The organism is Pantoea sp. Lij88 (assembly GCF_030062155.1).
Taxonomy (GTDB): domain Bacteria; phylum Pseudomonadota; class Gammaproteobacteria; order Enterobacterales; family Enterobacteriaceae; genus Pantoea.
Genome location: NZ_CP118269.1, coordinates 1,105,272 through 1,127,799 on the forward strand (window position 1 = coordinate 1,105,272; position 22,528 = coordinate 1,127,799).

General features: G+C 57.7%; 19 protein-coding genes. 10 read left to right on the forward strand and 9 right to left on the reverse strand.

Annotation, left to right across the window (positions count from 1 at the left end; genetic code table 11):
* Nucleotides 1–7 precede the first annotated feature (7 nt).
* The 5 genes from bamC (at nucleotide 8) to ypfH (ending at nucleotide 5,633) form a co-directional block, all read left to right on the forward strand.
* Nucleotides 8–1,039, forward strand: a complete 1,032-nt coding sequence (bamC, locus tag PU624_RS09040; protein WP_283547345.1) for an outer membrane protein assembly factor BamC — start codon at nucleotides 8–10, stop codon at nucleotides 1,037–1,039.
* 145 nt (nucleotides 1,040–1,184) lie between these two features.
* Nucleotides 1,185–1,898: a phosphoribosylaminoimidazolesuccinocarboxamide synthase gene (gene purC, locus PU624_RS09045; RefSeq protein ID WP_283547346.1), complete on the forward strand. Its 714-nt coding sequence runs from the start codon at nucleotides 1,185–1,187 to the stop codon at nucleotides 1,896–1,898.
* 141 nt (nucleotides 1,899–2,039) lie between these two features.
* Nucleotides 2,040–2,906, forward strand: a complete 867-nt coding sequence (gene ypfJ / locus PU624_RS09050) for a KPN_02809 family neutral zinc metallopeptidase (protein WP_283547347.1) — start codon at nucleotides 2,040–2,042, stop codon at nucleotides 2,904–2,906.
* 17 nt (nucleotides 2,907–2,923) lie between these two features.
* The gene (locus PU624_RS09055; RefSeq protein ID WP_283547348.1) at nucleotides 2,924–4,879 is read left to right on the forward strand and encodes a tRNA(Met) cytidine acetyltransferase TmcA; all 1,956 of its coding nucleotides are present in this window, start codon (nucleotides 2,924–2,926) and stop codon (nucleotides 4,877–4,879) included.
* Between the two features lie 73 nt (nucleotides 4,880–4,952).
* Nucleotides 4,953–5,633 (forward strand): esterase, encoded by a 681-nt coding sequence (gene ypfH, locus PU624_RS09060; protein WP_283547349.1) that lies wholly within the window; start codon nucleotides 4,953–4,955, stop codon nucleotides 5,631–5,633.
* A gap of 31 nt (nucleotides 5,634–5,664) precedes the next feature.
* On the opposite strand, the gene PU624_RS09065 is transcribed toward ypfH, so the two are convergent.
* Genes PU624_RS09065 through PU624_RS09075 form a run of 3 tightly spaced genes read right to left on the reverse strand, consistent with a single transcriptional unit; the run spans nucleotide 5,665 to nucleotide 7,373 of the window.
* Nucleotides 5,665–5,853, reverse strand: a complete 189-nt coding sequence (locus PU624_RS09065) for a YpfN family protein (RefSeq protein ID WP_003848800.1) — start codon at nucleotides 5,851–5,853, stop codon at nucleotides 5,665–5,667.
* 22 nt (nucleotides 5,854–5,875) lie between these two features.
* Nucleotides 5,876–7,003, reverse strand: coding sequence for a succinyl-diaminopimelate desuccinylase (gene dapE / locus PU624_RS09070; protein ID WP_283547350.1), 1,128 nt, complete (start codon nucleotides 7,001–7,003; stop codon nucleotides 5,876–5,878).
* 1 nt (nucleotide 7,004) lies between these two features.
* Nucleotides 7,005–7,373: an ArsC family reductase gene (locus PU624_RS09075; protein WP_283547351.1), complete on the reverse strand. Its 369-nt coding sequence runs from the start codon at nucleotides 7,371–7,373 to the stop codon at nucleotides 7,005–7,007.
* A gap of 426 nt (nucleotides 7,374–7,799) precedes the next feature.
* Here PU624_RS09075 and PU624_RS22305 point away from each other — a divergent pair, with 426 nt between their 5' ends.
* The gene (locus PU624_RS22305) at nucleotides 7,800–7,847 is read left to right on the forward strand and encodes a hypothetical protein (RefSeq protein WP_488262409.1); all 48 of its coding nucleotides are present in this window, start codon (nucleotides 7,800–7,802) and stop codon (nucleotides 7,845–7,847) included.
* Between the two features lie 99 nt (nucleotides 7,848–7,946).
* On the opposite strand, the gene acrD is transcribed toward PU624_RS22305, so the two are convergent.
* From acrD to narQ, 3 genes are all read right to left on the reverse strand, one after another.
* Nucleotides 7,947–11,063 (reverse strand): multidrug efflux RND transporter permease AcrD, encoded by a 3,117-nt coding sequence (gene acrD / locus PU624_RS09080; RefSeq protein ID WP_283547352.1) that lies wholly within the window; start codon nucleotides 11,061–11,063, stop codon nucleotides 7,947–7,949.
* A gap of 168 nt (nucleotides 11,064–11,231) precedes the next feature.
* The gene (locus PU624_RS09085) at nucleotides 11,232–11,861 is read right to left on the reverse strand and encodes a response regulator (RefSeq protein WP_283547353.1); all 630 of its coding nucleotides are present in this window, start codon (nucleotides 11,859–11,861) and stop codon (nucleotides 11,232–11,234) included.
* Between the two features lie 124 nt (nucleotides 11,862–11,985).
* On the reverse strand, nucleotides 11,986–13,674 hold the full coding sequence (narQ, locus tag PU624_RS09090) for a nitrate/nitrite two-component system sensor histidine kinase NarQ (RefSeq protein ID WP_283547354.1): 1,689 nt from the start codon (nucleotides 13,672–13,674) through the stop codon (nucleotides 11,986–11,988).
* Nucleotides 13,675–13,926: 252 nt separating this feature from the next.
* On the opposite strand from narQ, the gene PU624_RS09095 reads away from it, so the two are divergent.
* From PU624_RS09095 to PU624_RS09110, 4 genes are all read left to right on the forward strand, one after another.
* Entirely contained in the window at nucleotides 13,927–14,199 is a 273-nt protein-coding gene (locus tag PU624_RS09095) for a YdgH/BhsA/McbA family protein (protein ID WP_136196800.1), read from the forward strand.
* Between the two features lie 280 nt (nucleotides 14,200–14,479).
* On the forward strand, nucleotides 14,480–15,976 hold the full coding sequence (gene ansP, locus PU624_RS09100) for an L-asparagine permease (RefSeq protein WP_283547355.1): 1,497 nt from the start codon (nucleotides 14,480–14,482) through the stop codon (nucleotides 15,974–15,976).
* Nucleotides 15,977–16,118: 142 nt separating this feature from the next.
* Nucleotides 16,119–16,697 (forward strand): GDP-mannose pyrophosphatase NudK, encoded by a 579-nt coding sequence (gene nudK / locus PU624_RS09105; protein ID WP_283547356.1) that lies wholly within the window; start codon nucleotides 16,119–16,121, stop codon nucleotides 16,695–16,697.
* Nucleotides 16,698–16,882: 185 nt separating this feature from the next.
* A complete protein-coding gene (locus PU624_RS09110; RefSeq protein WP_283547357.1) occupies nucleotides 16,883–17,956 on the forward strand; it encodes a DUF1176 domain-containing protein in 1,074 nt (357 codons plus the stop codon).
* Here the strand turns inward: PU624_RS09110 and ampH are convergent.
* From ampH to tal, 3 genes are all read right to left on the reverse strand, one after another.
* Nucleotides 17,953–19,116 carry a D-alanyl-D-alanine-carboxypeptidase/endopeptidase AmpH gene (gene ampH, locus PU624_RS09115; protein WP_283547358.1) on the reverse strand — a complete coding sequence of 388 codons (1,164 nt, stop codon included), beginning with the start codon at nucleotides 19,114–19,116 and terminating at the stop codon, nucleotides 17,953–17,955. The two genes, PU624_RS09110 and ampH, sit on opposite strands and share 4 nt — an antisense overlap.
* A gap of 261 nt (nucleotides 19,117–19,377) precedes the next feature.
* Nucleotides 19,378–21,378, reverse strand: coding sequence for a transketolase (tkt, locus tag PU624_RS09120; RefSeq protein WP_283547359.1), 2,001 nt, complete (start codon nucleotides 21,376–21,378; stop codon nucleotides 19,378–19,380).
* Nucleotides 21,379–21,436: 58 nt separating this feature from the next.
* Nucleotides 21,437–22,387, reverse strand: coding sequence for a transaldolase (gene tal, locus PU624_RS09125; RefSeq protein ID WP_283547360.1), 951 nt, complete (start codon nucleotides 22,385–22,387; stop codon nucleotides 21,437–21,439).
* Between the last annotated feature and the right edge of the window lie 141 nt (nucleotides 22,388–22,528).

The following is a 22,528-nucleotide window of genomic DNA, read 5'->3' on the forward strand; positions in this document are numbered from 1 at the left end:
AGTTTGAATGAATTACTCAGTAAAGCGGTCAACAGTAGCCACAGTGGTGGGGCTTTCTACCCTGATGCTGTTGTCGGCCTGTTCAAGCGATCAGCGTTACAAGCGCCAGGTCAGCGGTGATGAATCTTATCTTGAAGCCAGTCAGTTAAGTGAACTGAAAGCGCCTGCCGGAATGATCCTGCCGGTACAGCGTGGTGATTACGACGTGCCGCGCATCACCAGCCAGGCACCGACCGGCAAGCAGCTCGACATCCGTCCGCCAGCCCAGCCGCTGGCGCTGATGAACGGCACCCGCGCACAGTTCAGCAACAACACTGGCGCACTGATGATTGACAGCAACCGCGGTTCAGTCTGGCCACGCGTCGTCAGCGTCGTGCAGGCCAACAAATTCCCGATTGCTTCACGTAATGACGCCGGCCAGCAGCTGACAACCGACTGGGTGCAGTGGAACCGTGCTGATGAAGATCAGCAGTATCGTGGCCGCTACCAGATCAGCGTGCAGTCGCAGAGCTATCAGCAGCAGCTCACCGTGCGTCTGCTGGAGCTGCAGCAGGATGGTAAAACCATTACCTCACCTGTACAGATCCAGCGTTATACCGCGCAGATGCTGAATGAACTCAGCACCGGTCTGGACAAGATTGATACCGCCAGTGAAAACGCGGCGGCGGGTCGTGTGAGTGGAGCCATTGATGTGCAGAGCGGTGCAGATGACACCGGCCTGCCCATGCTGATCCTGCGCACGCCATACAACGTGGCATGGCAGCGTCTGCCTGATGCGATGAAACGCGTCGGGATGGACGTGACCGATACCACCCGCTCTACCGGCAGCATGAAGGTGACCTACAAGTCACTGAGCAGCAGCGACTGGGATTCAGTGGGTGCGAAAGATCCGGAATTAGAAAACGGTGATTACAAAGTGCAGGTCGGTGATCTCGACAACCGCACCAGTCTGCAGTTCATCGACCCGAAAGGGCATGTGCTGACCCAGTCGCAGAACGATGCGCTGGTGGCCGTGTTCCAGGCGGCGCTGAACAAATAAAGTTGCCTCAGGCCGGAGATTCTCCGGCCTTTTTATTTTGTTTTTGGCATAATAGCGCGCGGCGAAGTAAACGATTGCGTCAAGGCAATCGCCGCAGCGGCACTGGCCGCTGAACACCCGTTATTTCAAGTCTGGAGTGAACAAGATGCAAAAGCGAGCTGAGTTGTATCGCGGTAAAGCGAAAACCGTATACAGCACCGATAACCCGGAGCTGCTGATACTCGAATTCCGCAACGATACGTCAGCAGGTGATGGCGCCCGAATCGAGCAGTTTGATCGCAAGGGAATGGTTAACAACAAGTTCAACCACTTCATCATGACCAAATTGCAGGAAGCGGGTATCCCGACCCAGATGGAAGCGCTGCTGTCCGATACCGAAGCGCTGGTGAAGAAGCTGGAGATGGTGCCGGTAGAGTGCGTGGTTCGTAACCGCGCCGCAGGCTCGCTGGTAAAACGTCTGGGTGTGGAAGAGGGCATGGTGCTTAATCCACCGCTGTTTGATCTTTTCCTGAAAGATGATGCAAAGCATGACCCGATGGTCAACGAATCCTACTGCGAAACCTTTGGCTGGGTCAGCAAGCAGAACCTGGCGCGGATGCAGGAACTGACCTTTAAAGCCAACGACGTGCTGAGCAAACTGTTCGACGATGCCGGGCTGATTCTGGTCGACTTCAAACTGGAGTTTGGTCTGTTTAACGGTGAAGTCACGCTGGGCGATGAGTTTTCGCCAGACGGTGCGCGCCTGTGGGACAAAGAGACGATGGATAAAATGGACAAAGACCGTTTCCGTCAGAGCCTTGGCGGCGTGGTCGAAGCCTATGAAGCCGTAGCACAGCGACTGGGCGTGAAACTCGACTGAGTTTGCCTTTAGCGCACAAAGAACGCAGAAAGAAAGAGGAGAGCCCCGGCTCTCCTTTTTTCATTTTGGTCTAAAGCTGGTGATTGCTCCCTCACACAACTAAAATCATGCCATCTGAAAAAATGACTGAGGGAATACAGCATGCGCTGGCAAGGGCGTCGCGAAAGCGACAATGTAGAGGACCGTCGCGACCAGTCGTCCGGTTTAGGTGGCGGAGGCCGTCAGATTCGTCTGCCGCGCGGTAAAGGCGGTATCGTTCTGCTGATCGTGGTCGCTGTCGCAGGTTATTACGGTTACGACCTGACCGCACTGCTGACGGGGGGCGAAGTTGCACCGACCAGCCAGCAGCAACAGCGTAGTGTCAGCGTTAATGATGACGAGGCCGCCAAATTCACGAAGGTGATCCTGGCGACTACGGAAGATACCTGGGGCAAACTGTTCAAGCAGATGAACAAGCAGTATGTTGCGCCGAAGCTGGTGATGTATCGCGGCGCAACCCGCACCGGCTGCGGGACCGGACAGTCTGTGATGGGGCCGTTCTACTGTCCTGCCGACCAGACCGTTTATATCGACCTCTCTTTCTATGACGAGATGAAAACCAAACTCGGCGCAGGCGGTGACTTCGCCCAGGGCTATGTCGTCGCGCATGAAGTGGGCCACCATGTTCAGAAACTGCTGGGCATTGAGCCGAAAGTGCGTGAAATGCAGCAGGGCGCCAGCCAGACGCAGGTCAACCAGCTTTCCGTGAAAATGGAACTGCAGGCGGACTGTTTTGCTGGTGTATGGGGACACTACATGCAGCAGGAGAACATCCTCGAAGCGGGCGATCTGCAGGAAGCGCTGAATGCCGCTGAGGCCATTGGTGATGACCGCCTGCAGCAGAAAGGTCAGGGCCGCGTGGTGCCGGACAGCTTTACCCACGGGACTTCTGAGCAGCGCTACACCTGGTTCAAGCGCGGATTTGATGGTGGCGATCCAGGACAGTGCAACACCTTCGCCAGCAACTGATGATCCCGGAGCCGTTTATGCAACAGGCCGGTGTGCGTCGTCTGGCAGTCATCAGCGGCGACCCGGCCTGGTGCTTAGATCGGGCTGCGGAGTGGCGTGAAACGTTCATCGGCGACTGGATTGAACTGAGTCCGGCGCCGTTCTTCTCTGCATCCGCTGAAAAGTCAGTTCTGCACAAACAGCCAGGCGCGGTTCGCACGCTGCTTGGCCGTGAATTTCGTCATGCGCTATTCGATGCCCGTCAGGGTTTTCATGCCGAAGCTTTCGCGGCGCTGGCCGGTACGCTGACCGCCGGTAGCTGGCTGTTGCTGCTGGTGCCGCCCTGGGAACAGTGGTCGCAACAGCCTGACACCGACAGCCTGCGCTGGGCGGACGTCGCGGAACCCATCCCAACCCCGCATTTTGTTCGCCACCTGCAACAGCTGATTCTGGCAGATGACCAGGTGCTGCTGGCGCGGCAGCATCAGCCATGCCGTTTGCCGGCGCAGCCGGACTGGCCGCAGTGGCACTGTCAGGCACCGCAACAGCAACAGGCAATTCTTGATCAGCTGATGACGCTGCCATCGGGTGTCGCCGTGCTGACCGCCGCCCGTGGACGGGGTAAATCGGCGCTGGCGGGGATGCTGGCCCGGCAGCATGGCCATTGTCTGGTCACCGCGCCAGCCAAAGCCTCAACAGAGGTGCTGGCCACCTTTGCCGGGGAGCACTTTCACTTTATGGCACCCGATGCGCTGCTGGCGCTGGAGACGCCGCCACCGGCGGACTGGCTGATTGTGGATGAAGCCGCGGCGATCCCGGCTCCGCTGCTGCAGGCGCTGGTCAGCCGGTATCCCCGCGTGCTGCTCACCACCACCGTGCAGGGCTACGAAGGCAGCGGGCGCGGGTTTATCCTTAAATTCTGCGCCGGGCTTACCGGGGTTCACTATTTCACGCTGGATGAGCCGCTGCGCTGGTCGCGTTTCGATCCGCTGGAGCAGTGGCTGAATCAGGCGCTATTGTTTGACGATGCCACCGCTGCTGCACCTGACGCCCCGGTGATGCCACAGCGGGTTGAACGTCACGATTTCAGCACGCTTGAGGCCGCTTACCGTCTGCTCACCAGCGCGCACTACCGCACTTCGCCGCTTGACCTGCGCCGCCTGCTGGATGCGCCGGGTATGGAACTGTGGCGGGCGGGCGAGGCGCCTGCGTTACAGGGCGCGCTCTGGCTGGTGGAGGAGGGCGGACTTGAACCTGACCTGGCGCAGGCGGTCTGGGCGGGCACCCGACGACCGCGCGGGAATCTGGTGGCACAGTCACTGGCAGCCCATGCCGGTCTGGCTGAGGCGGCAACCCTGCGCTCGCTGCGGATCAGCCGCATTGCCGTGGCGGCTGAGAGCCGTCGCCGGGGAACCGGCCAGCAGCTTGTGGCCGCGGCGGCCAGGGCGGCAGCCGATCACGACTATCTCTCTGTCAGCTTCGGCTACACTGAATCACTCTGGTCGTTCTGGCGCGCCTGTGGTTTTACCCTGGTGCGGATGGGTAGTCAGCGCGAAGCCAGCAGCGGCTGTTATGCGGCGATGGCTATCCTGCCCTGTTCTGCTGCGGGCAGGGCACTGGCGCGCCGGGCGGCAGACCAGCTGGCGCGCGACTGGCCGCGGTTGCGCCAGCACATTGCTCTGGACCTGCAGTTTGAAGAGGCCATGGATGACGGACTGACCGCGCAGGATCGCCATCTGGCGGCTGGTTTTGCCTGGGCGCAGCGCCCACTGGAGGCGAGCCTGCCGGTGCTGCAGCGTCTGGTTGAGGCCAGCGTCACGCCCGACCCGTTACTGGCCGCTGCGGTTGCCGCACCCGATGCGCTAAGCGAGCTGGCCCGGCAGGCGGGTGTGAGCGGACGCAAAGCGCTAATCGCTAAGCTGCGTCAGCAGGCGGCTTCACTCCTCGAAAGCCTGGGTGTGACGGCGGAGTCGCTGCACTGGCCATTGAAATAATTCGACCATCTGGCTCAAATTATCCTCATATCATTTTGTTCCACGCAGCGTAGAGTGAACACAGGAGGTCAACATGACACTGAAATATGTAATCGTTCAACAGCCTGCTACCACAGCACAGCTGTTTCTGCTCTACCACGGCGTTGGCGATAACCCGGATTCAATGGGTGAGATTGGCAACTGGTTTGCGAAAACGTTTCCCGACGCACTGGTCGTGTCCGTCGGCTCGCCTGGCGCGGTTCGTCAGTGGTTTGGCGAAACCGACCTTCACGATCAGACTATCCAGCAGCGGGTTGATGCGGCGATGCCGCAGTTTGTTGAGTCTGTGCGTCACTGGCAAAAAAAGAGCGGCGTGCGCCCGGAAGCGACAGCCCTGGTCGGCTTTTCGCAGGGCGGCAGTATGGTGCTGGAAGCGGTCAAAGCGTACCCGAATCTGGCGGGCCGTGCGGTGGTGTTTAATGGCCGGTTTATTACCCTGCCTGAGCACGCCAGTACCCGCACCACGATTCACCTGATCCACGGTGATTATGATGAGCAGATCCCGCTGCATCATGCGCAGCAGGCGGAGCAGCGGCTGACTGCCTGTGGTGGCGACGTCACGCTGGATATCGTTGACGATCTGGCGCATGCCATCGATCACCGCAGCATGGAACTGGCGCTGAATCATCTGCGTTATACGGTGCCAAAACGCTACTTTGATGAGGCGTTAAGCGGCGCAAAACCCGGTGACGATGACGTTATCGCGATGATGTAAAAAAGCCCCTGCATTGCAGGGGCTTTTTCGTTTACTTCTTCTTCGGCCAGTTGTCGTCGTCATCCCATTTATCGTTGAAATCACGATGCGGCGGCAGGTCAGGTTTGTTATCCATAAATTTTTTGTGATCGATGCGTTTCAGATCTTTATAAACGTTCATCAGCACGCCAACCATCAGCAGGATCACCAGGATCCACCAGTAATCTTTAATAAATTCCATTTGCTGCTCCTTAAAACCGCCGTCAGGCGATCAGTTGTTCCATGATGCGTTGGTACATCCGGCTCAGCATCTGCAGGTCGGAGGCTTTCACACACTCATTGATTTTATGAATGGTGGCATTCACCGGCCCCAGTTCCACCACCTGCGCGCCCATCCGGGCAATAAAGCGGCCATCGGAGGTTCCGCCGGTGGTCAGCAGCTGCGGCTTAATTTCATTATAGTGCGCCACAGCTTTCACGACGGCATCAACCAGCTTACCGCGCGTGGTCAGGAAGGGCTGACCCGAAAGTTTCCACTCGATGGTGTAACGCAGCTGGTGACGCTCCAGCAGCTCTGCGACTCGCTGGCGAATCATCTCATCGGTCAGTTCGGTGCTGAAGCGGAAGTTAAACTGCACAAACAGCTCGCCGGGGATCACGTTGTTGCTGCCGGTGCCCGCCTGAACGTTGGCAATCTGCATACTGGTAGCCGGGAAGAACTCATTTCCCTGATCCCACTCGGTCGCGACCAGCTCAGTCAGCGCAGGCATCGCCCGGTGAACCGGGTTATCTGCCAGATGCGGATAGGCAACGTGGCCCTGCACACCATACACCGTCAGATTGGCGGTGATTGAGCCACGGCGGCCATTCTTCACCACGTCACCCACCACTTCGGTGCTGGACGGCTCGCCAACCAGGCAATAGTCGAGCCGTTCGCGGCGCGCCATCAGCCGTTCAACCACTTTTACCGTACCGTTGGCCCCGCTGGCCTCTTCATCAGAGGTAATCATAAAGGCGAGGCGGCCTCTGTGATTGGGACGCACCGCCACAAAACGTTCAGCAGCCACGACCATGGCCGCCAGCGAGCCTTTCATATCGGCCGCACCGCGGCCAAACAGCATGCCATCGCGGATCGTCGGTTCAAATGGCGGATTAATCCAGCGACTGGCATCGCCAGGCGGCACCACATCGGTGTGACCGGCAAACGCCAGCGTTTCACCTTCGCCACGGGTGGCCCAGAAATTCAGGGTGTCGTCGATGTTCATCGTTTCAATCTTAAAGCCAATGGCTTCAAGACGGGCGATCAGCAGAGCCTGACATCCGGCATCATCGGGGCTGAGAGAGGGGCGACGAATAAGCTGCTGCGTCAGCTCAATGACCGGGCAAAACATATTATGACTTCTCCTGGATAGCATTCTGATAGGTGGCTTCGCTGAAACCGGCGAGCAGGGCGCCATCCGGGGCGCGCAACAGCGGACGCTTAATCATAGCGGGATGCGCCAGCATCAGCGCTTTAGCGCTGCTGGCATCGGTCACCGCTTCACGGTCAGCTTCGGGCAGTTTACGCCAGGTGGTGCCGCGGGTGTTAAGCAGGGCTTCGTAGCCCAGCGCATCGATAAATGACTGCAGCAGGGCATCGCTCAGGCCATCCGCACGGTAGTCGTGAAAGTGATACTCAACACCTGCGTCTGTTAAAAAGCGCCGGGCTTTTTTTAAGGTGTCGCAATTTTTAATCCCGAACATCACCCACTGCGTGCTCATTGCCCGATCCTTATTGTCCTGTGAGAAGAAAGCTGAAAAAAGCAGCCAAAGCGCGAGTTTACCATAGTGTGATCCGTTGCGGCATCTGCACGGGCGCGGTTATCGGCCCGGATAGCCTGCACGCCGTGCCGTTATGTCGCCCCGGGTAAACGCTATCAATTTCGCAGGTAATTATTACCCTGCTTATCGATGCGTGCTTAAGAATTTCGCCATGTTGATAAAATAGTCTACCGCTGGGCTTAAAATAAATTATCTTCAATGCGCTTAAGGGGTTGCTGAAATGTGCGTCAGCTTCCAGAATCAGCAACATTCATGTTTTTATGCGGCTTGCCGATAGATATAACAGGTGTAAACGTATTCACCTGATTAAAAAAAGAGCGTAATATTGCCAGCACAATAAGAGAGGGCATTATGATTGACACCGAAATGGGAACCTGGAAAGAATTTATCGAAGCGATGTTACGCAACAAGTAATACGCTAAGAGAAAAGCAGGACTATCCCACTTGCTGGAATTCTTAACACACACATAAATAAGGCGGTCACTGACATCAGTGACCGCTTTTTATTTGGCGCTAGTCGTGTGGCTTCTCTTTTAGCGGGAAGCGACGGCGCACCAGCACAAAGAACAGCGGCACAAAAAAGATCGCCAGCAGCGTGGCGGAGATCATTCCGCCCATCACACCGGTGCCCACCGCGTGCTGACTGCCGGAGCCTGCGCCGCTGCTGATTGCCATCGGCAGCACCCCGAAGATAAAGGCCAGTGAGGTCATCAGAATCGGCCGCAGACGCTGCCGCGACGCCTCCAGCGTGGACTCCACCAGCTCACGTCCCCGGCTGTTAATCTCGTTGGCAAATTCCACAATCAGGATGGCGTTTTTGGCGGATAGCCCGACCACCGTCAACAGGCCAACCTGGAAGTAGACATCATTCTCCAGCCCGCGCATCCAGGTGGCGATCAGCGCGCCCACCACGCCCAGTGGCACCACCAGCATCACCGAGAACGGGATCGACCAGCTCTCATACAGCGCGGCCAGGCAGAGGAACACCACCAGCAGCGAAATCGCATAGAGCGCCGGTGCCTGCGAACCGGAGAGCCGCTCCTGATAAGAAGCCCCGGTCCACTGAAACCCGACGCCCAGCGGCAGGGCATTGACCAGCTTTTCCATCTCATCCATCGCCGTACCGCTGCTGACGCCATTGGCCGCTTCGCCGACAATCTCCAGCGATGAATAGCCGTTGTAGCGTTCAAGACGGGGGGAACCGGTTTCCCAGCGGCTGGTGGCAAACGCGGAGAAGGGCACCATTTTGCCGCTGCTGTTGCGCACATACCATTTGTTGACGTCATCCGGTAGCATGCGGAATTCGGCGGCGGCCTGCACATAGACCTTTTTCACCCGGCCCCGATCCAGGAAGTCGTTCACATAGGTGGAGCCCCAGGCCGTGGTCAGCGTGTCATTGATGGTGTCCAGCGAGACGCCCAGCGCCTGCGCTTTGCGGGCATCCACGTCGATCTGCAGCTGCGGGCTGTCATCCAGTCCATTGTGCCGGACCCGTGACAGCGACTTGTCGTTGCCCGCCATCTCCAGTAGTTTGTCGCGCATCGCCATCAGTTGGGTATGACCGATACCGGCATGATCCTGCAGTTCCATATCAAAGCCGGAGCTGCTGCCCATGCCGGTGATCGCCGGCGGACTGCTGGCAATCACGCGGCCCTCTTTAATCTTCTGAAACGCCTTCGTTGCGCGATCGATAATGGCGAACGAGGTGCGATCGGCTCCGGGCCGCGCTTCCCAGTCTTTCAGTCGCACAAACAGACGTGCCACGTTCTGGCCATTGCCGCCCGGCCCTGCGCCGATGGTGGAGAAGACCGACAGCACGTTCGCCTTCTCCTCGGTGAGATAATAGTTTTCGACTCTGGCAACCACGCTGGCCGTCTGCTCAAGCGTCGCGCCTGCCGGAAGCTGAACCTGAGTCAGGAAAACACCGCGATCTTCCAGCGGCAGAAACGACGTCGGCAGCCGCAGAAACAGAAACGCCATCAGGCCGATAATGCCCAGATAGAGCAGCAGCCAGCGACTGCCCGTGCGCAGGATACCCGCTACGCCGCGCTCGTAGCGGTCCGCGTTGTGATTAAAGTGACGATTGAACCAGCCGAAGAAGCCGCGACGCTCATGCGGTTCGCCTGTTTTCGCCGGTTTTAACAGCGTGGCACACAGCGCGGGTGTCAGGATCATCGCCACCAGCACCGACAGCACCATCGCCGAGACAATGGTGATCGAGAACTGGCGGTAGATGGCGCCGACGGTGCCGCCGAAAAACGCCATCGGCACAAACACCGCAGAGAGCACCAGCGCGATACCGACCAGCGCGCCCTGAATCTGGCCCATCGATTTTCGCGTGGCGGCACGCGGCGAGAGCCCTTCTTCATGCATGATACGTTCGACGTTTTCCACCACCACGATGGCATCATCCACCAGCAGCCCGATCGCCAGCACCATGGCAAACATGGTCAGCGTATTGATGCTGAATCCAAAGGCATAGAGCACGCTGAAGGTGCCGAACAGCACCACCGGTACCGCAATGGTCGGAATTAAGGTGGCGCGGAAGTTCTGCATAAACAGATACATCACGCCGAACACCAGCACGATCGCCTCCAGCAGCGTCTTCACCACGTCGGTGATCGACGCTTTGACGAACGGTGAGGTTTCATAGGCGATTTTCGCTTCCAGACCGTGCGGGAAGTAGTGCGACAGCTCCTCAATGCGCGCCCGCACCAGCTTATCGGTGTTCATCTCGTTAGCACCGGACGCAAGCTTCACGCCCAGGCCTGACGCGGGCTGGCCGTTGTAGCGGCTCAGATAATCATACTTTTCCGCGCCCAGCGCGACGGTGGCGACATCGCCCAGCGTCACGACAGAACCGTCAGGATTGTTCTTCAGCGTGATGGCCCGGAACTGCTCGGGGGTCTGCAGCATCGACTGGGCGTTGACCGTGGCGTTCAGCGCCTGCTTCTGCACCGATGGCAGGCCACCGACCTGACCCACGGCAACCTGGGTGTTCTGCGACTGGATCGCACTGACCACGTCGTCGGTGGTCAGCGCGTAGGCAATCAGTTTGTTGGGATCGAGCCAGATGCGCATCGCATACTGCGAGCCGTAAGCGTCAACCTGGCCGACGCCATCAATACGGCTCAGCGGGTCCTGAATATTACTGGCGACATAGTCTGAAATATCCTGCTTATCCATGCTGCCGTCGGTGGAGACGAACGCCACCATCAGAATATTGCTGTCACCGGTTTTATTGACCGTCACGCCCTGAGACTGCACCGCCTGCGGCAACTTGCGCAGCGCGGACTGCAACTGGTTCTGAACCTGCTGACGGGCTTCGTCGGGATTGGTCCCGGCGGTAAAGGTGAGGGTGATTTGCGCCTGGCCGGTGTTGCTGCTGTTCGAGGACATGTACATCAGATTATCGATGCCGGTCATGTTCTGCTCGATCACCTGGGTGACGGTATTTTCCAGCGTCTCGGCGGATGCGCCGGGATAGTTAGCGGTGATACGCACATTGGGCGGTGCCAGATCGGGATACTGTTCAACAGGCAGTGAAATAATCGAAAGCGTGCCACACAGACACAGCAGAATCGCCAGCACCCAGGCAAAGATGGGGCGGTCGATAAAGAAATTCGACATTAAATCGACACTCCTCAGGACTTATTATTATCGGTCAGGCCCACCGGCAAGGGGCGCACAGGCAGAGAAATCGGAGGGTCTTTGCCACGATTCTCCGCCGCCTTTCACTTTACGTGCGGCAGCGGGGGAAATCGTGGAGAAAATGAGGAGAAAATGTAAATTCGTTGGCTATTTGCGGCTTTCAAGCCACATCACCGTCGCGGCAACGCGCGAGCGCACATCCAGCTTGCGCAGCAGGTTGCGGATGTGCACTTTCACTGTCTCTTCAGAGATATGCAGAATGGTGGCGATCTCTTTGTTCGACAGGCCGCGCGCCACCTCCTGCAGCACATCCCGCTCGCGCTCGGTGAGCTGACGCAGAGGATCGGCACTGTGCTGACGATTATCCAGATAGCTGGCAACGCCTTCACTGAAGACTTTCTCGCCCCGCGATGCCTGCAGGATATGTCCCAGCAGAATCTCCGGCTCGCTGTCTTTGAGCAGATAGCCGTCGGCACCGGCATCCACCATGGCGAAAATATCACTGCGGGCGTCGGAGACGGTCAGCACCAGAATGCGCGAGCTGATCCCTTCGTGGCGCAGCGCCTTGAGCGTATCCAGCCCGGACATGCCTTTCATATTCAGGTCGAGCAGAATGATGTCAGGTTCCTGACGGCGGGCCTCCGCCAGCGCTTCGGTGCCGTTGTTGGCCTCAGCGATGACGGCCAGCCGGGGATCCAGCGCCAGCAGCTGACGCACGCCGCGCCGCATCAGCGGGTGATCATCCACAATCATCAAGGTTAATGCCGACTGTTGCATAGTTTCTCCGTTTTATCGGTTCAGACCGCGGCGGGGTTGAGCCTGCGCTCGCTGGCCCGTCCTGGTGCCTGAAATCGCCTGCTGCCTGTAGCCGACAGATTGTTTTAATTCATTGAAAGATATATTACGCCAGCTGCCGTGCCGGTTGCGGTGGAAAACGCAACTCCACCCGCGTACCCCGTGGCTGTGCGTGAAGGGTCAGATTGCCACTCAGGCGCTGGGCACGTTCGGCCATAATGGTCAGGCCGTAATGGCCCGGCGGTTCATCCGTGCTGTTCATCCCCACGCCGTCATCTGTAATGGTCAGTAAGTGCTCACCCTGTTCACTGTGCTGATAGTCCACGCGGATAACCTGCGCGCTGGCGTGACGAATCGCATTCAGCAGCGCTTCACGGGCGATCTGCAACACGTGCACCTGCTGTTGCGCCTCCAGACTCTGCAGACCGGTCTGATAACTGAACTGGATCTCTGCGCCGCTCTTTTCCTGCAGCGAGGCGATCATCGCCTGCATCGCCGCCACCAGATCCGCCTTCTCGATGGTCAGACGGAAGGTGGTCAGCAGCTCGCGCAGCTGTCGATAGGCATCAGCCAGCGCCTGATCGAAGTCAGCGATAATGGTGTGGGCGGCGCTGTCCTCTTTATCGACGGTTCGGCGCAACAGGGTCAGCTGTATGCGTAAAAAGGAGAGCGACTGCGCCAGCGAGTCATGCAATTCCCGCGCAATGGTGGCGCGCTCTTCAATGACCAGCATCTGTTGATACTGCTGCTGCACCTGCCAGATCCAGATCGCGCGTCCCAGCATCGCCGCCAGGCTGCGCATCATCTCCTCTGGCGGAGAGGCGCCCGTTTTCAGCCAGCGCAGTTCGCCAATCTGCTGTTCATCCTGCTGTAACGGCTGGCGTTGCCACTCACCGGCCGCCTTATCATCACCGGCGCGGAAGCGGAACTGGTCGCTGTCGAGCTGGATCGCCGTCAGCTTTTCGCGCGTCAGTACATTGGTCAGCACCGCTTCAAACAGGGCAGGATGCAGCGGGCTGGCGGTCAGCATCTGTGAGCTGTCATAGAGCAGCGACAGTGTGCGATTTGCCTGGGTTAAATCTTCTGTTTTCTCGCGAACCGTGCTTTCCAGCAGCTGATAGTGGGAATGCAGACGGGCCGCCATGCCGCTAAAGGCGTGCGACAGCACCTGCAGCTCATTCTGCTGCTCCACGTGCAGCGGCGGAAACGCAAAATTGCCATTCTCGACGTAGCGGCTGGCTGTGACCAGCGCATTCAGGGGCCGCACGACCTTCAGTCGGGTAAAGCGAATTGTCATCAGGGCCAGCGCCACAATCGCAATGACACCCACCAGGCTGCTGGCGGCGACCAGATGCATTTTCAGTTCGGTATAGCGTTGCAGGCCCAGCACAAAGCGATCGATTTCACCGACGTAAATCGGCACCTGCTGCTGATATGCCAGAGTATCGCCCTGTTGCAACTGCTGCTGCAGGCCAGGCCAGGCGGCGCGCAGACGCTGGTAGCGAACGCTTACTTCACGCGGTACCCAGGGATGATCCAGCTTCTGCAGCACCGGGGCATCCAGCGTTTGCTGATAGACCGCGAAATGATGCGCCAGGTTTTGCGGCTGACGGCTGGCATCCCAGGCCATGCGATAGCTCTGCATGCGCAGTGAACCCGCCAGGTTGATCGCCTCGGCGTCGCGCTGACTGCTGAGGAGCGTGACTAAGGCCAGGCCGGTCGTAAGGAGCGACAGCAGGACAATGGCGCTGAGCGCCTGAGCGATGCTTTGAGTAACGGAACGTTTTACGATCACATGAATGGCCCTGTTCAGAGTGCGGGAATTATAAGCGTGGCGTTACGTTACGCAAATGATCCATCTCCTGTTTATCGCACAGGACGTAACACATCGCACACAAAATGACCGCGACTGACAGTTCCCAGGATGCGCTACGGTTTTACGGGTAAAAAGGGGACAGTTTTACATCGTCCCGATGTTGCTTTTCATTGCAGCGTTAATAATCCATCCATTCATCAGTTCAACCCCTCTCAGATTAAGGAGCATCCAATGAAAAAGCTGAATGCTGTACTGGCGGGTGCATTACTGGCTACCGCCTCCTTTGCCACTTTCGCCGCTGCGCCGGTCGATCAGTCGCAGGCGCAGGGTATGCAGAGCATCGGCAGCGTGTCGGTCTCCGGCGTTCGCGGCTCACTGGACGATGCCAATCGCCAGCTGTCGCAAAAAGCGGAAGAGATGGGCGCCAGCCATTACCGTGTTATCGGTGTCGATAACCCAGGCGATTCCAGCCTGTGGAGCGGCACCGCAGAGATTTATCGCTAGCCCAACCCTCCTGTTTCTATCCCTGTAGCTTTTACCGGCCTGAAAATGGCCGGTTTTTTTGTTTTTGTGCATCAGGATGGATTCTTACAAATCAGCCTGTGCATCTGCCCGGTATATTTTGCTTCGTTCTTGCAGAACGGGTAGGATTCATCGCCGTAAATTCCCGCGTTGCCCGGCACTCACTCACGGGCAAAGGCACAGAGGAAAATCCCCCATTTTGCAGGACGTTACGTCCGCACTGGGGAGACGACGACTGATGGTCCGGACAAACAGGAATGCTATGAAATCTAAAAAGAAAACCCCAAGTGAGATGCGTGCTGCAAAACGTCGCTGGCTGAACTCTCACGATGCTGGTTACCAGAAAGCGATGGGTAACCGTCATGTACAGATGATTGCGATCGGCGGTGCTATCGGCACCGGTTTGTTCCTGGGTGCAGGTGGCCGTCTTCAGGCTGCTGGCCCTGCCTTAGCCATCATCTATCTGGTGTGTGGCATCTTCTCCTTCTTCATTCTGCGTGCACTGGGCGAACTGGTTTTACACCGTCCCAGCAGCGGCAGTTTCGTCTCCTACGCCCGCGAGTTCCTGGGTGAGAAAGCCTCCTACGTGGCGGGCTGGATGTATTTCGTTAACTGGGCAATGACCGGTATCGTCGATATCACCGCCGTCGCGCTCTACATGCACTACTGGGGCGCGTTTGGTGATGTGCCACAGTGGGTGTTCGCCCTGGGCGCGCTGGCGATTGTCGGCACCATGAACATGATCGGCGTGAAGTGGTTTGCCGAGATGGAGTTCTGGTTCGCGCTGGTGAAAGTGCTGGCGATTGTGATCTTCCTGGTGGTGGGTGTGGTGTTCCTGGGCACCGGCAAACCGCTGGATGGCAACAGCACCGGCTTCCATCTGATCACCGATAACGGTGGCATGTTCCCGCACGGCTTACTGCCTGCGCTGGTGCTGATTCAGGGCGTGGTGTTCGCCTTTGCCTCTATCGAACTGGTGGGAACAGCGGCCGGCGAATGTAAAGACCCGAAAACCATGCTGCCGAAAGCGATCAACAGCGTGATCTGGCGTATCGGCCTGTTCTACGTCGGTTCTGTGGTGCTGCTTGTGCTGCTGCTGCCGTGGAACGCCTATCAGGCGGGTCAGAGTCCCTTCGTGACCTTCTTCTCGAAGCTGGGCGTGCCTTACGTTGGCAGCATCATGAACATCGTGGTGCTGAGTGCGGCGCTCTCCAGCCTGAACTCCGGCCTCTACTCGACCGGACGTATTCTGCGTTCCATGTCGATGGGTGGCTCTGCACCAAAATTCATGTCGAAGATGAACAGTCAGCAGGTGCCTTATGCCGGTATTCTGGTGACCATCGCCGTCTATGTGATTGGCGTAGTCCTTAACTACTACGTGCCTTCTCAGGTGTTCGAGATCGTCCTGAACGTCGCCTCGCTGGGCATCATCTCTTCCTGGGCCTTTATCGTGGTTTGCCAGCTGCGTCTGCGCAAAGCGATTAAAGAAGGCAAGGCGGATGATGTCAGCTTCAAGCTGCCAGGCGCACCGTTTACCTCATGGCTGACGCTGCTGTTCCTGTTCAGCGTGCTGGTGCTGATGGCGTTTGACTATCCGAACGGGACTTACACCATCGCCTCTATTCCGCTGATTGCGGTGTTGCTGGTGCTGGGATGGTTTGGTGTGCGTAAGCGTGTTAACGCCGTAGCGCAGACCGAACAGGATCATCACGAAGAGGAACCTCAGCCGACCCGACTGGCTGACGACACCTCTCGCTGACAGGCTCTGCAACATGAAGGCCAGCCTCCGGGCTGGCTTTTTTTTGCCCGGAAACCGACGCGTGGAGACGCGAATTAGGATAGTTTTCCCGCCGGCTTGCCCCTATGATGAACGACTCCCTTTATGCGGTAGCGGAGTCTCCATGTCGTTTAAGATCAACATCATCAAAGATAAGCTCCTGTCTGAAAACTGGTTTGTGCTGCGTAACTACACCTATGACATCACCGATCGCCGTGGCGAGGTTATCCGCCATAAACGCGAAGTCTACGATCGCGGAAACGGGGCGACCATCCTGCTTTATAACCGTGAAAAGAACAGCGTGGTTCTGACGCGCCAGTTCCGTATCGCCACTTACGTCAACGGTAACGACAGCGGCCTGTTAATCGAAGCCTGCGCGGGCTTGCTGGACGACGACTCCCCGGAAGATTGCATCCGTAAAGAGGCGATTGAAGAGACCGGTTATGCGGTGGGCGAGGTGGAGAAACTTTATGCCTGCTATATGTCGCCGGGCGGCGTGACCGAACTCATCCACTTTTTCGCAGCGGAATACAATGAATCGCTGCGTGACAACGCAGGCGGTGGCGTCGAAGATGAGTCAATCGATGTGCTGGAACTGAGTTTCCCGGATGCGCTGGCGATGGTCGCCGATGGCCGCATTCGCGACGGCAAAACCATTATGCTGTTACAGCATGCACAGATTGCGGGCTGGCTGAAGCCATAGATAACTGTGCCGTGAAGCCCGTTGCCGCGCGACAGCGTTGAAAGTGGAAGGGCGAGTTTTCAGTTTATGCACGCTTTTTAAGCAGTTAACTGCGCTTTTTGCACAGGTTCACAGAATGCGAACCCTGCCAGGCCCGTTGATGCGCTATCCTCTCCACTCTGGGTATTCGGGGATCGATCTTCTTAATGTCGTATTGGATGAAATCGCTGTGGCTGTTGCCGTCTCTGTGGGTTGCCTGTGTTCAGGCGGAACCGTTGCAAAAGTCATTCAACGACTGGCAAATCACCTGCAACAACGAAGCCTTTTGCGTGGCGCGCAATATTCCGGGCGACAAAGGGCTGGTGATGACGATTTCGCGTCATGCGGGCGTCAACGATCGCCCCTTGCTGCGAATCGACTACGGCAGTGCCTACAGCGGCGCGCTGCCTGGCGGTCCGCTTCAGGATAATTTGCTGCTCGACCAGCGCCGCCTGAAACCCGACCTCAAACACTGGACGGTCGAACCCCATCATCTTGCTACCAGCAATGCCATTGCCATTGATGAGTTCCTGGATCTGGTGATGGAGGCCAAAACCCTGCAGCTGACTTTTGATCCCAATGCGCTGATCTCCCTGCGTGGCATGAAAGCCGCGCTGCTGCTGATGGATGACACCCAGGGTCGCGTCAACAGCATGAGCGCGTGGATCAAGCGTGGCAACCGCGCCAGCTGGGACGTTCCGCCGCCGCCAGCGCTGCCGCCATTGCCGCCCGCTGTCCAGCCGCCTGCAGCACTGACGCGCGATGAGACCAGCGGCTTAATTGATTATGGCACCTGGCGGGTCAATACCGACTCCTGCTCACTCGATCCGCTGCGTCGTGAAGTCAGCGTGGCGCCCCTTACCGACCAGCGCGCGTTGCTGCTGGTGAGTTGTGAAATGGGGGCGTATAACGTCATCGATCTGGCGTTTGAAGTGACGCGCAGCCCGCCTTATGTGGCGCGCGGCATCACCTTAACGCTGCCGTTTACGCCACCGGGTGCCAGCGATCGACAGCTTGAGCTGATTAACGCGGAATATGATGCGGCCAGCGGTCAGCTCTACACCTTTGGGAAAGGACGTGGATTAGGGGATTGTGGCAGGGCCACTCGCTGGCAGTTTGATGGCACGCGTTTTGTGTTAGCGGAGTATGCGGAAGAGTCGACCTGTGACGCCTGGCACAGCAGTGATGACTGGCCAACCCTGTGGGTCAGCCAGTCTGACGGTGGCGTACAGCAGCGTTAAGGAATAGCCTGCACCATCATCGGCGAGCCAAGCTGGTTACCGACCAGTTCGGCCAGCATATTGTTCACGCCGTCGCTCATTGGCGTAAAGCGGGTCAGCGGCGAGCGCGTCACCACCACAAAAACCCCCACGTTATGCTGCGGCACCATCGCCATATAGGTGATGAATCCACCGCCGCCGCCGGTTTTCTGAATGATGCCTGGGCGACCATTTTTCGGGCCCATAAAGACCCAGCCCATGCCCAGCGCATCCGCTTTACCCGGGACATCCATCCCTTCGACTTTGTTCAGCTGATCGCGACGATAAATCAGCGTCTGGAGCCGATCGATCTGCGGCGTGCGATGGTTAACCGAAGAGTTCAGGAACTGCTGCATCCAGCGGCCCATATCATCCGGCGTGGAGTACACGCCGCCGCTGCCAATCGCCGCCAGCGTGTTATTGCACGGACTGGCGCCTTTTTCCGCCACCATCAGGCGTCCGCACTGCTCAGGTGACGGCGTAAAGGTGGTGTCTTTCATGCCGAGCGGTCGGGTAATCAGCTGCTGAAACAACGCCGGGTAGGGCGTACCGGCGGCGCGTGACAGCGCATCGCTCAGCAGATCGTAGCCCAGGTTGGAGTAGGCGGCGCTGCTGCCCGGCGCCGCTTTCAGGTTTGCCCGCGCCAGCCACGCCCAGCGTTCGCTTTTGGTTGGCCAGACAAACACCGGACGCTGTGCTTTGCCGCCTGGCTGTTCACGCGGCAGTCCGCTGGTGTGGGTCGAGAGATTAATCAGTCGAATCGGCTGACCATTGTAAGTCGGCACGCGTGCTCCCGGCGGCGCATATTTACTCAGGGGATCGTCAAGGCGAAGCTGTCCGCGCTCAGCCATCTTCACCATCACTTCACTGGTCATCAGCTTACTCAGCGAGGCGATGCGAATCAGCGAATCTTTCTGCGGACGGACATTGTTGCCGGGACGGGTTTCACCGAAGCTGGCGAACACCCGCTGGTTACCATCAATCGCCACCAGCGCCATGCCGGTTGCACCGCTGCCATAAAAGATATGTTCCGCATAGCGATCAACAATCTGTGAGGCCAGCAGGGGATCGGGCGCGACCTGCGCCATGCTTTTTAAAGGAAGCAGTGAAACCATCAGGGCCAGTAAATAGGGTGTGCGCATGTTCAACGGAAGTGGCTTCGCTATAAATATCGGAGGAAAATCTGCCTTCACTCATCAGGATGCACCCGGTCGCTGAGCCGCGTTATCCCGCCCGGAACAACAGCAGGAACAGACGGACAGCCCGTGCACAGGCAGCATTATGTATGACGGCTCTATAGTAATCAGTTTGCGCAGGGCGGGAAGAGGGGAATAGAGATATTTTTCTGTTTCAGGCTATAAGATGAAATGGCCCTTCCCGGTGCGCCGGGAAGGGCAGAGACATTAAACGGGCTTGAGTAATGCTTCAGCGTGGCTGACGATATTTTCTACCGTGAAGCCAAACTCGGCGAACAGCTGACTGGCCGGGGCTGACTCACCAAAGGTGGTCATACCGACAATCGCGCCATCCAGACCGACATACTTGAACCAGTAGTCAGCGATACCCGCTTCTACCGCCACACGCGCTTTCACGCCACTTGGCAGCACAGATTCGCGGTAAGCCGCATCCTGCGCATCGAACAGGTCAGTTGAAGGCAGTGAAACCACCCGCACTTTGTGACCGCCTGAGGTCAGCTTTTCGGCTGCACCCAGGGTGATCTCAATCTCTGAACCGGTCGCGATCAGAATCACTTCTGGTGTGCCGTCGCAATCCTTCAGCACGTAGCCGCCGCGCTTGATGTTTTCGATCTGCTCCGGGCTACGCTCCGGCTGCAGCAGATTCTGACGGGAGAGGATCAGCGCAGTCGGGCCGTGATGACGTTCGACAGCGGCTTTCCACGCTACAGCCGTTTCCACCTGATCGCAGGGACGCCATACGCTCATGTTTGGCGTCAGACGCAGGCTGGCGATCTGCTCAACCGGCTGATGCGTCGGGCCATCTTCGCCCAGACCGATGGAGTCATGGGTGTAGACCAGAATCTGACGTGCCTTCATCAGCGCCGCCATACGCGCAGCGTTACGCGCATATTCCACAAACATCAGGAAGGTCGCGGTGTAAGGAACGAAACCGCCATGGTGCGCGATACCGTTACCAATCGCCGTCATACCAAATTCACGTACGCCGTAATGAATGTAGTTACCGGCCGGATCCTCTTTAATCGATTTGGAGCCTGACCAGATCGTGAGGTTACTCGGTGCCAGGTCAGCTGAACCGCCAAGGAATTCCGGCAGCATTTTGCCGTAGGCTTCCAGTGAGTTCTGTGACGCTTTACGGCTGGCGATTTTCTGCGGGTTAGCCTGAAGCTCCTGAATGAAACGGGTCGCTTCGGTTTCCCATGCGGCAGGCATTTCGCCATTCATGCGACGTTCATACTCTTTGGCCAGCTCAGGATAGGCCTCTTTGTAAGCCGCAAATTTCGCATCCCACGCTTTTTCGCGTTCGGCACCCGCCGCTTTGGCATCCCACTGCTGATAAATTTCAGCCGGGATCTCAAACGCCGGATAGTTCCAGCCGAGCTGCTTACGGGTCAGGGCAACTTCGGCCTCACCCAGTGCCGCGCCGTGCGACTCTTCTTTGCCCGCTTTGTTCGGTGAACCGAAACCGATAATGGTGCGGCAGATAATCAGTGAAGGCTTATCGGTGACGCTCTGCGCCTCTTTGATCGCTTCACGAATGGCATCAGCGTCATGGCCGTCGATGTCGCCAATCACATGCCAGTTGTAGGACTCAAAGCGTTTGTGAGTGTCGTCGGTAAACCAGCCTTCGGTCTCGCCATCGATAGAGATGCCGTTATGGTCGTAGAAGCCGATCAGTTTGCCGAGACCCAGGGTGCCCGCCAGTGAACAGACTTCGTGCGAGATCCCTTCCATCAGACAGCCATCGCCCATAAACACATAGGTGTGGTGATCGACAATGTCATGATCCGGACGGTTAAACTGTGCGGCCAGCGTGCGCTCTGCAATCGCTAAACCCACGGCGTTTGCCAGTCCCTGACCCAGCGGGCCGGTGGTGGTTTCTACGCCAGGCGTGTAGCCGATTTCCGGGTGACCCGGCGTTTTAGAGTGCAGCTGACGGAAATTTTTCAGCTCTTCAATCGGCAGGTCATAACCGCTGAGATGCAGCAGGCTATAAAGCAGCATCGAGCCGTGGCCGTTGGAGAGGATAAAGCGGTCGCGATCAAGCCAGGCGGGATTGGTCGGATTGTGCTGGAGGAAGTCGCGCCACAACACTTCGGCGATATCGGCCATACCCATCGGCGCACCGGGGTGGCCTGAGTTTGCCTTCTGGACCGCATCCATGCTCAGTGCACGAATCGCGTTTGCCAACTCTCTGCGTGAGGACATAAAGTTCTCCCTTAGTTATGCATCAGGGCGGGAAAGTCCCGCCCGACTAAAATGAAGACTACAGGCGTGCGGCGAGCACATCTTCCAGCTTCTGCTGGTCAACCGCGAACTGGCGGATGCCGTCTGAGAGTTTTTCAACTGCCATCGGATCCTGGTTATGTTCCCAGCGGAATTCCGCTTCAGAAAGCGGTGACGGCTGATGGAAGCCTTCGGTTGATGGCTCCAGCTTGCGCTCCAGCGGCGCATCACTGTTCTGCAACTCTTCCAGCAGGTTTGGCGACAGCGTCAGGCGATCGCAGCCGGCCAGCGCCACAATCTGCTCCACTTTACGGAAGCTGGCGCCCATGATGACGGTGCTGTAACGGTGCTTTTTGTAGTAATCGTAGATGCGACGCACAGATTTCACGCCCGGATCTTCATCCGCCACATAGGGTTCCAGTGGCTTGCGTGAGTTGTACCAGTCGTAGATGCGGCCCACGAACGGGGAGATCAGGAACACGCCCGCTTCGGCACAGGCACGCGCCTGGGCAAAGGAGAACAGCAGTGTCAGGTTGCACTTAATGCCGTTTTTCTCCAGCTCTTCCGCTGCGCGGATGCCTTCCCAGGTTGAGGCCAGCTTGATCAGCACACGTGAGCGATCGATGCCATGCTCTTCGTACATACGAATCAGTTTTTCTGCTTTGGTGACACACATGCCACGATCGAAGGAGAGGCGCGCATCCACTTCGGTCGAAACACGGCCCGGTATGCTCTTCAGGATTTCCATACCGAGGTTGATCGCCACTTTGTCGCTGGCATTAATAATCTGGGTCTCTTTGCTGCCGCCCTGTTTTTTGGCGTACTCAATCGCGTCATCCATCAGGTGTTTATACCCTTCGAGACCGGACGCTTTCAGAATGAGTGAGGGGTTGGTGGTGGCGTCTTCCGGGTGGTAATTACGAATCGATTCGATATCGCCACTGTCCGCCACCACGGTGGTGAACTGTTTTAGGGCTTCTAGCTGGTTCATCTCTAAACTCCTTGAAAAGAAAAATGAAAGCGAACAGGGAGCACCTCAGGCCTCGCAGCCGGTCTGTGGCATGTTCTGCTACCGGTAACGCGAACCCATAACATTGCAACAGAGACTTTATGATGGAAATGCGGTTTCTCT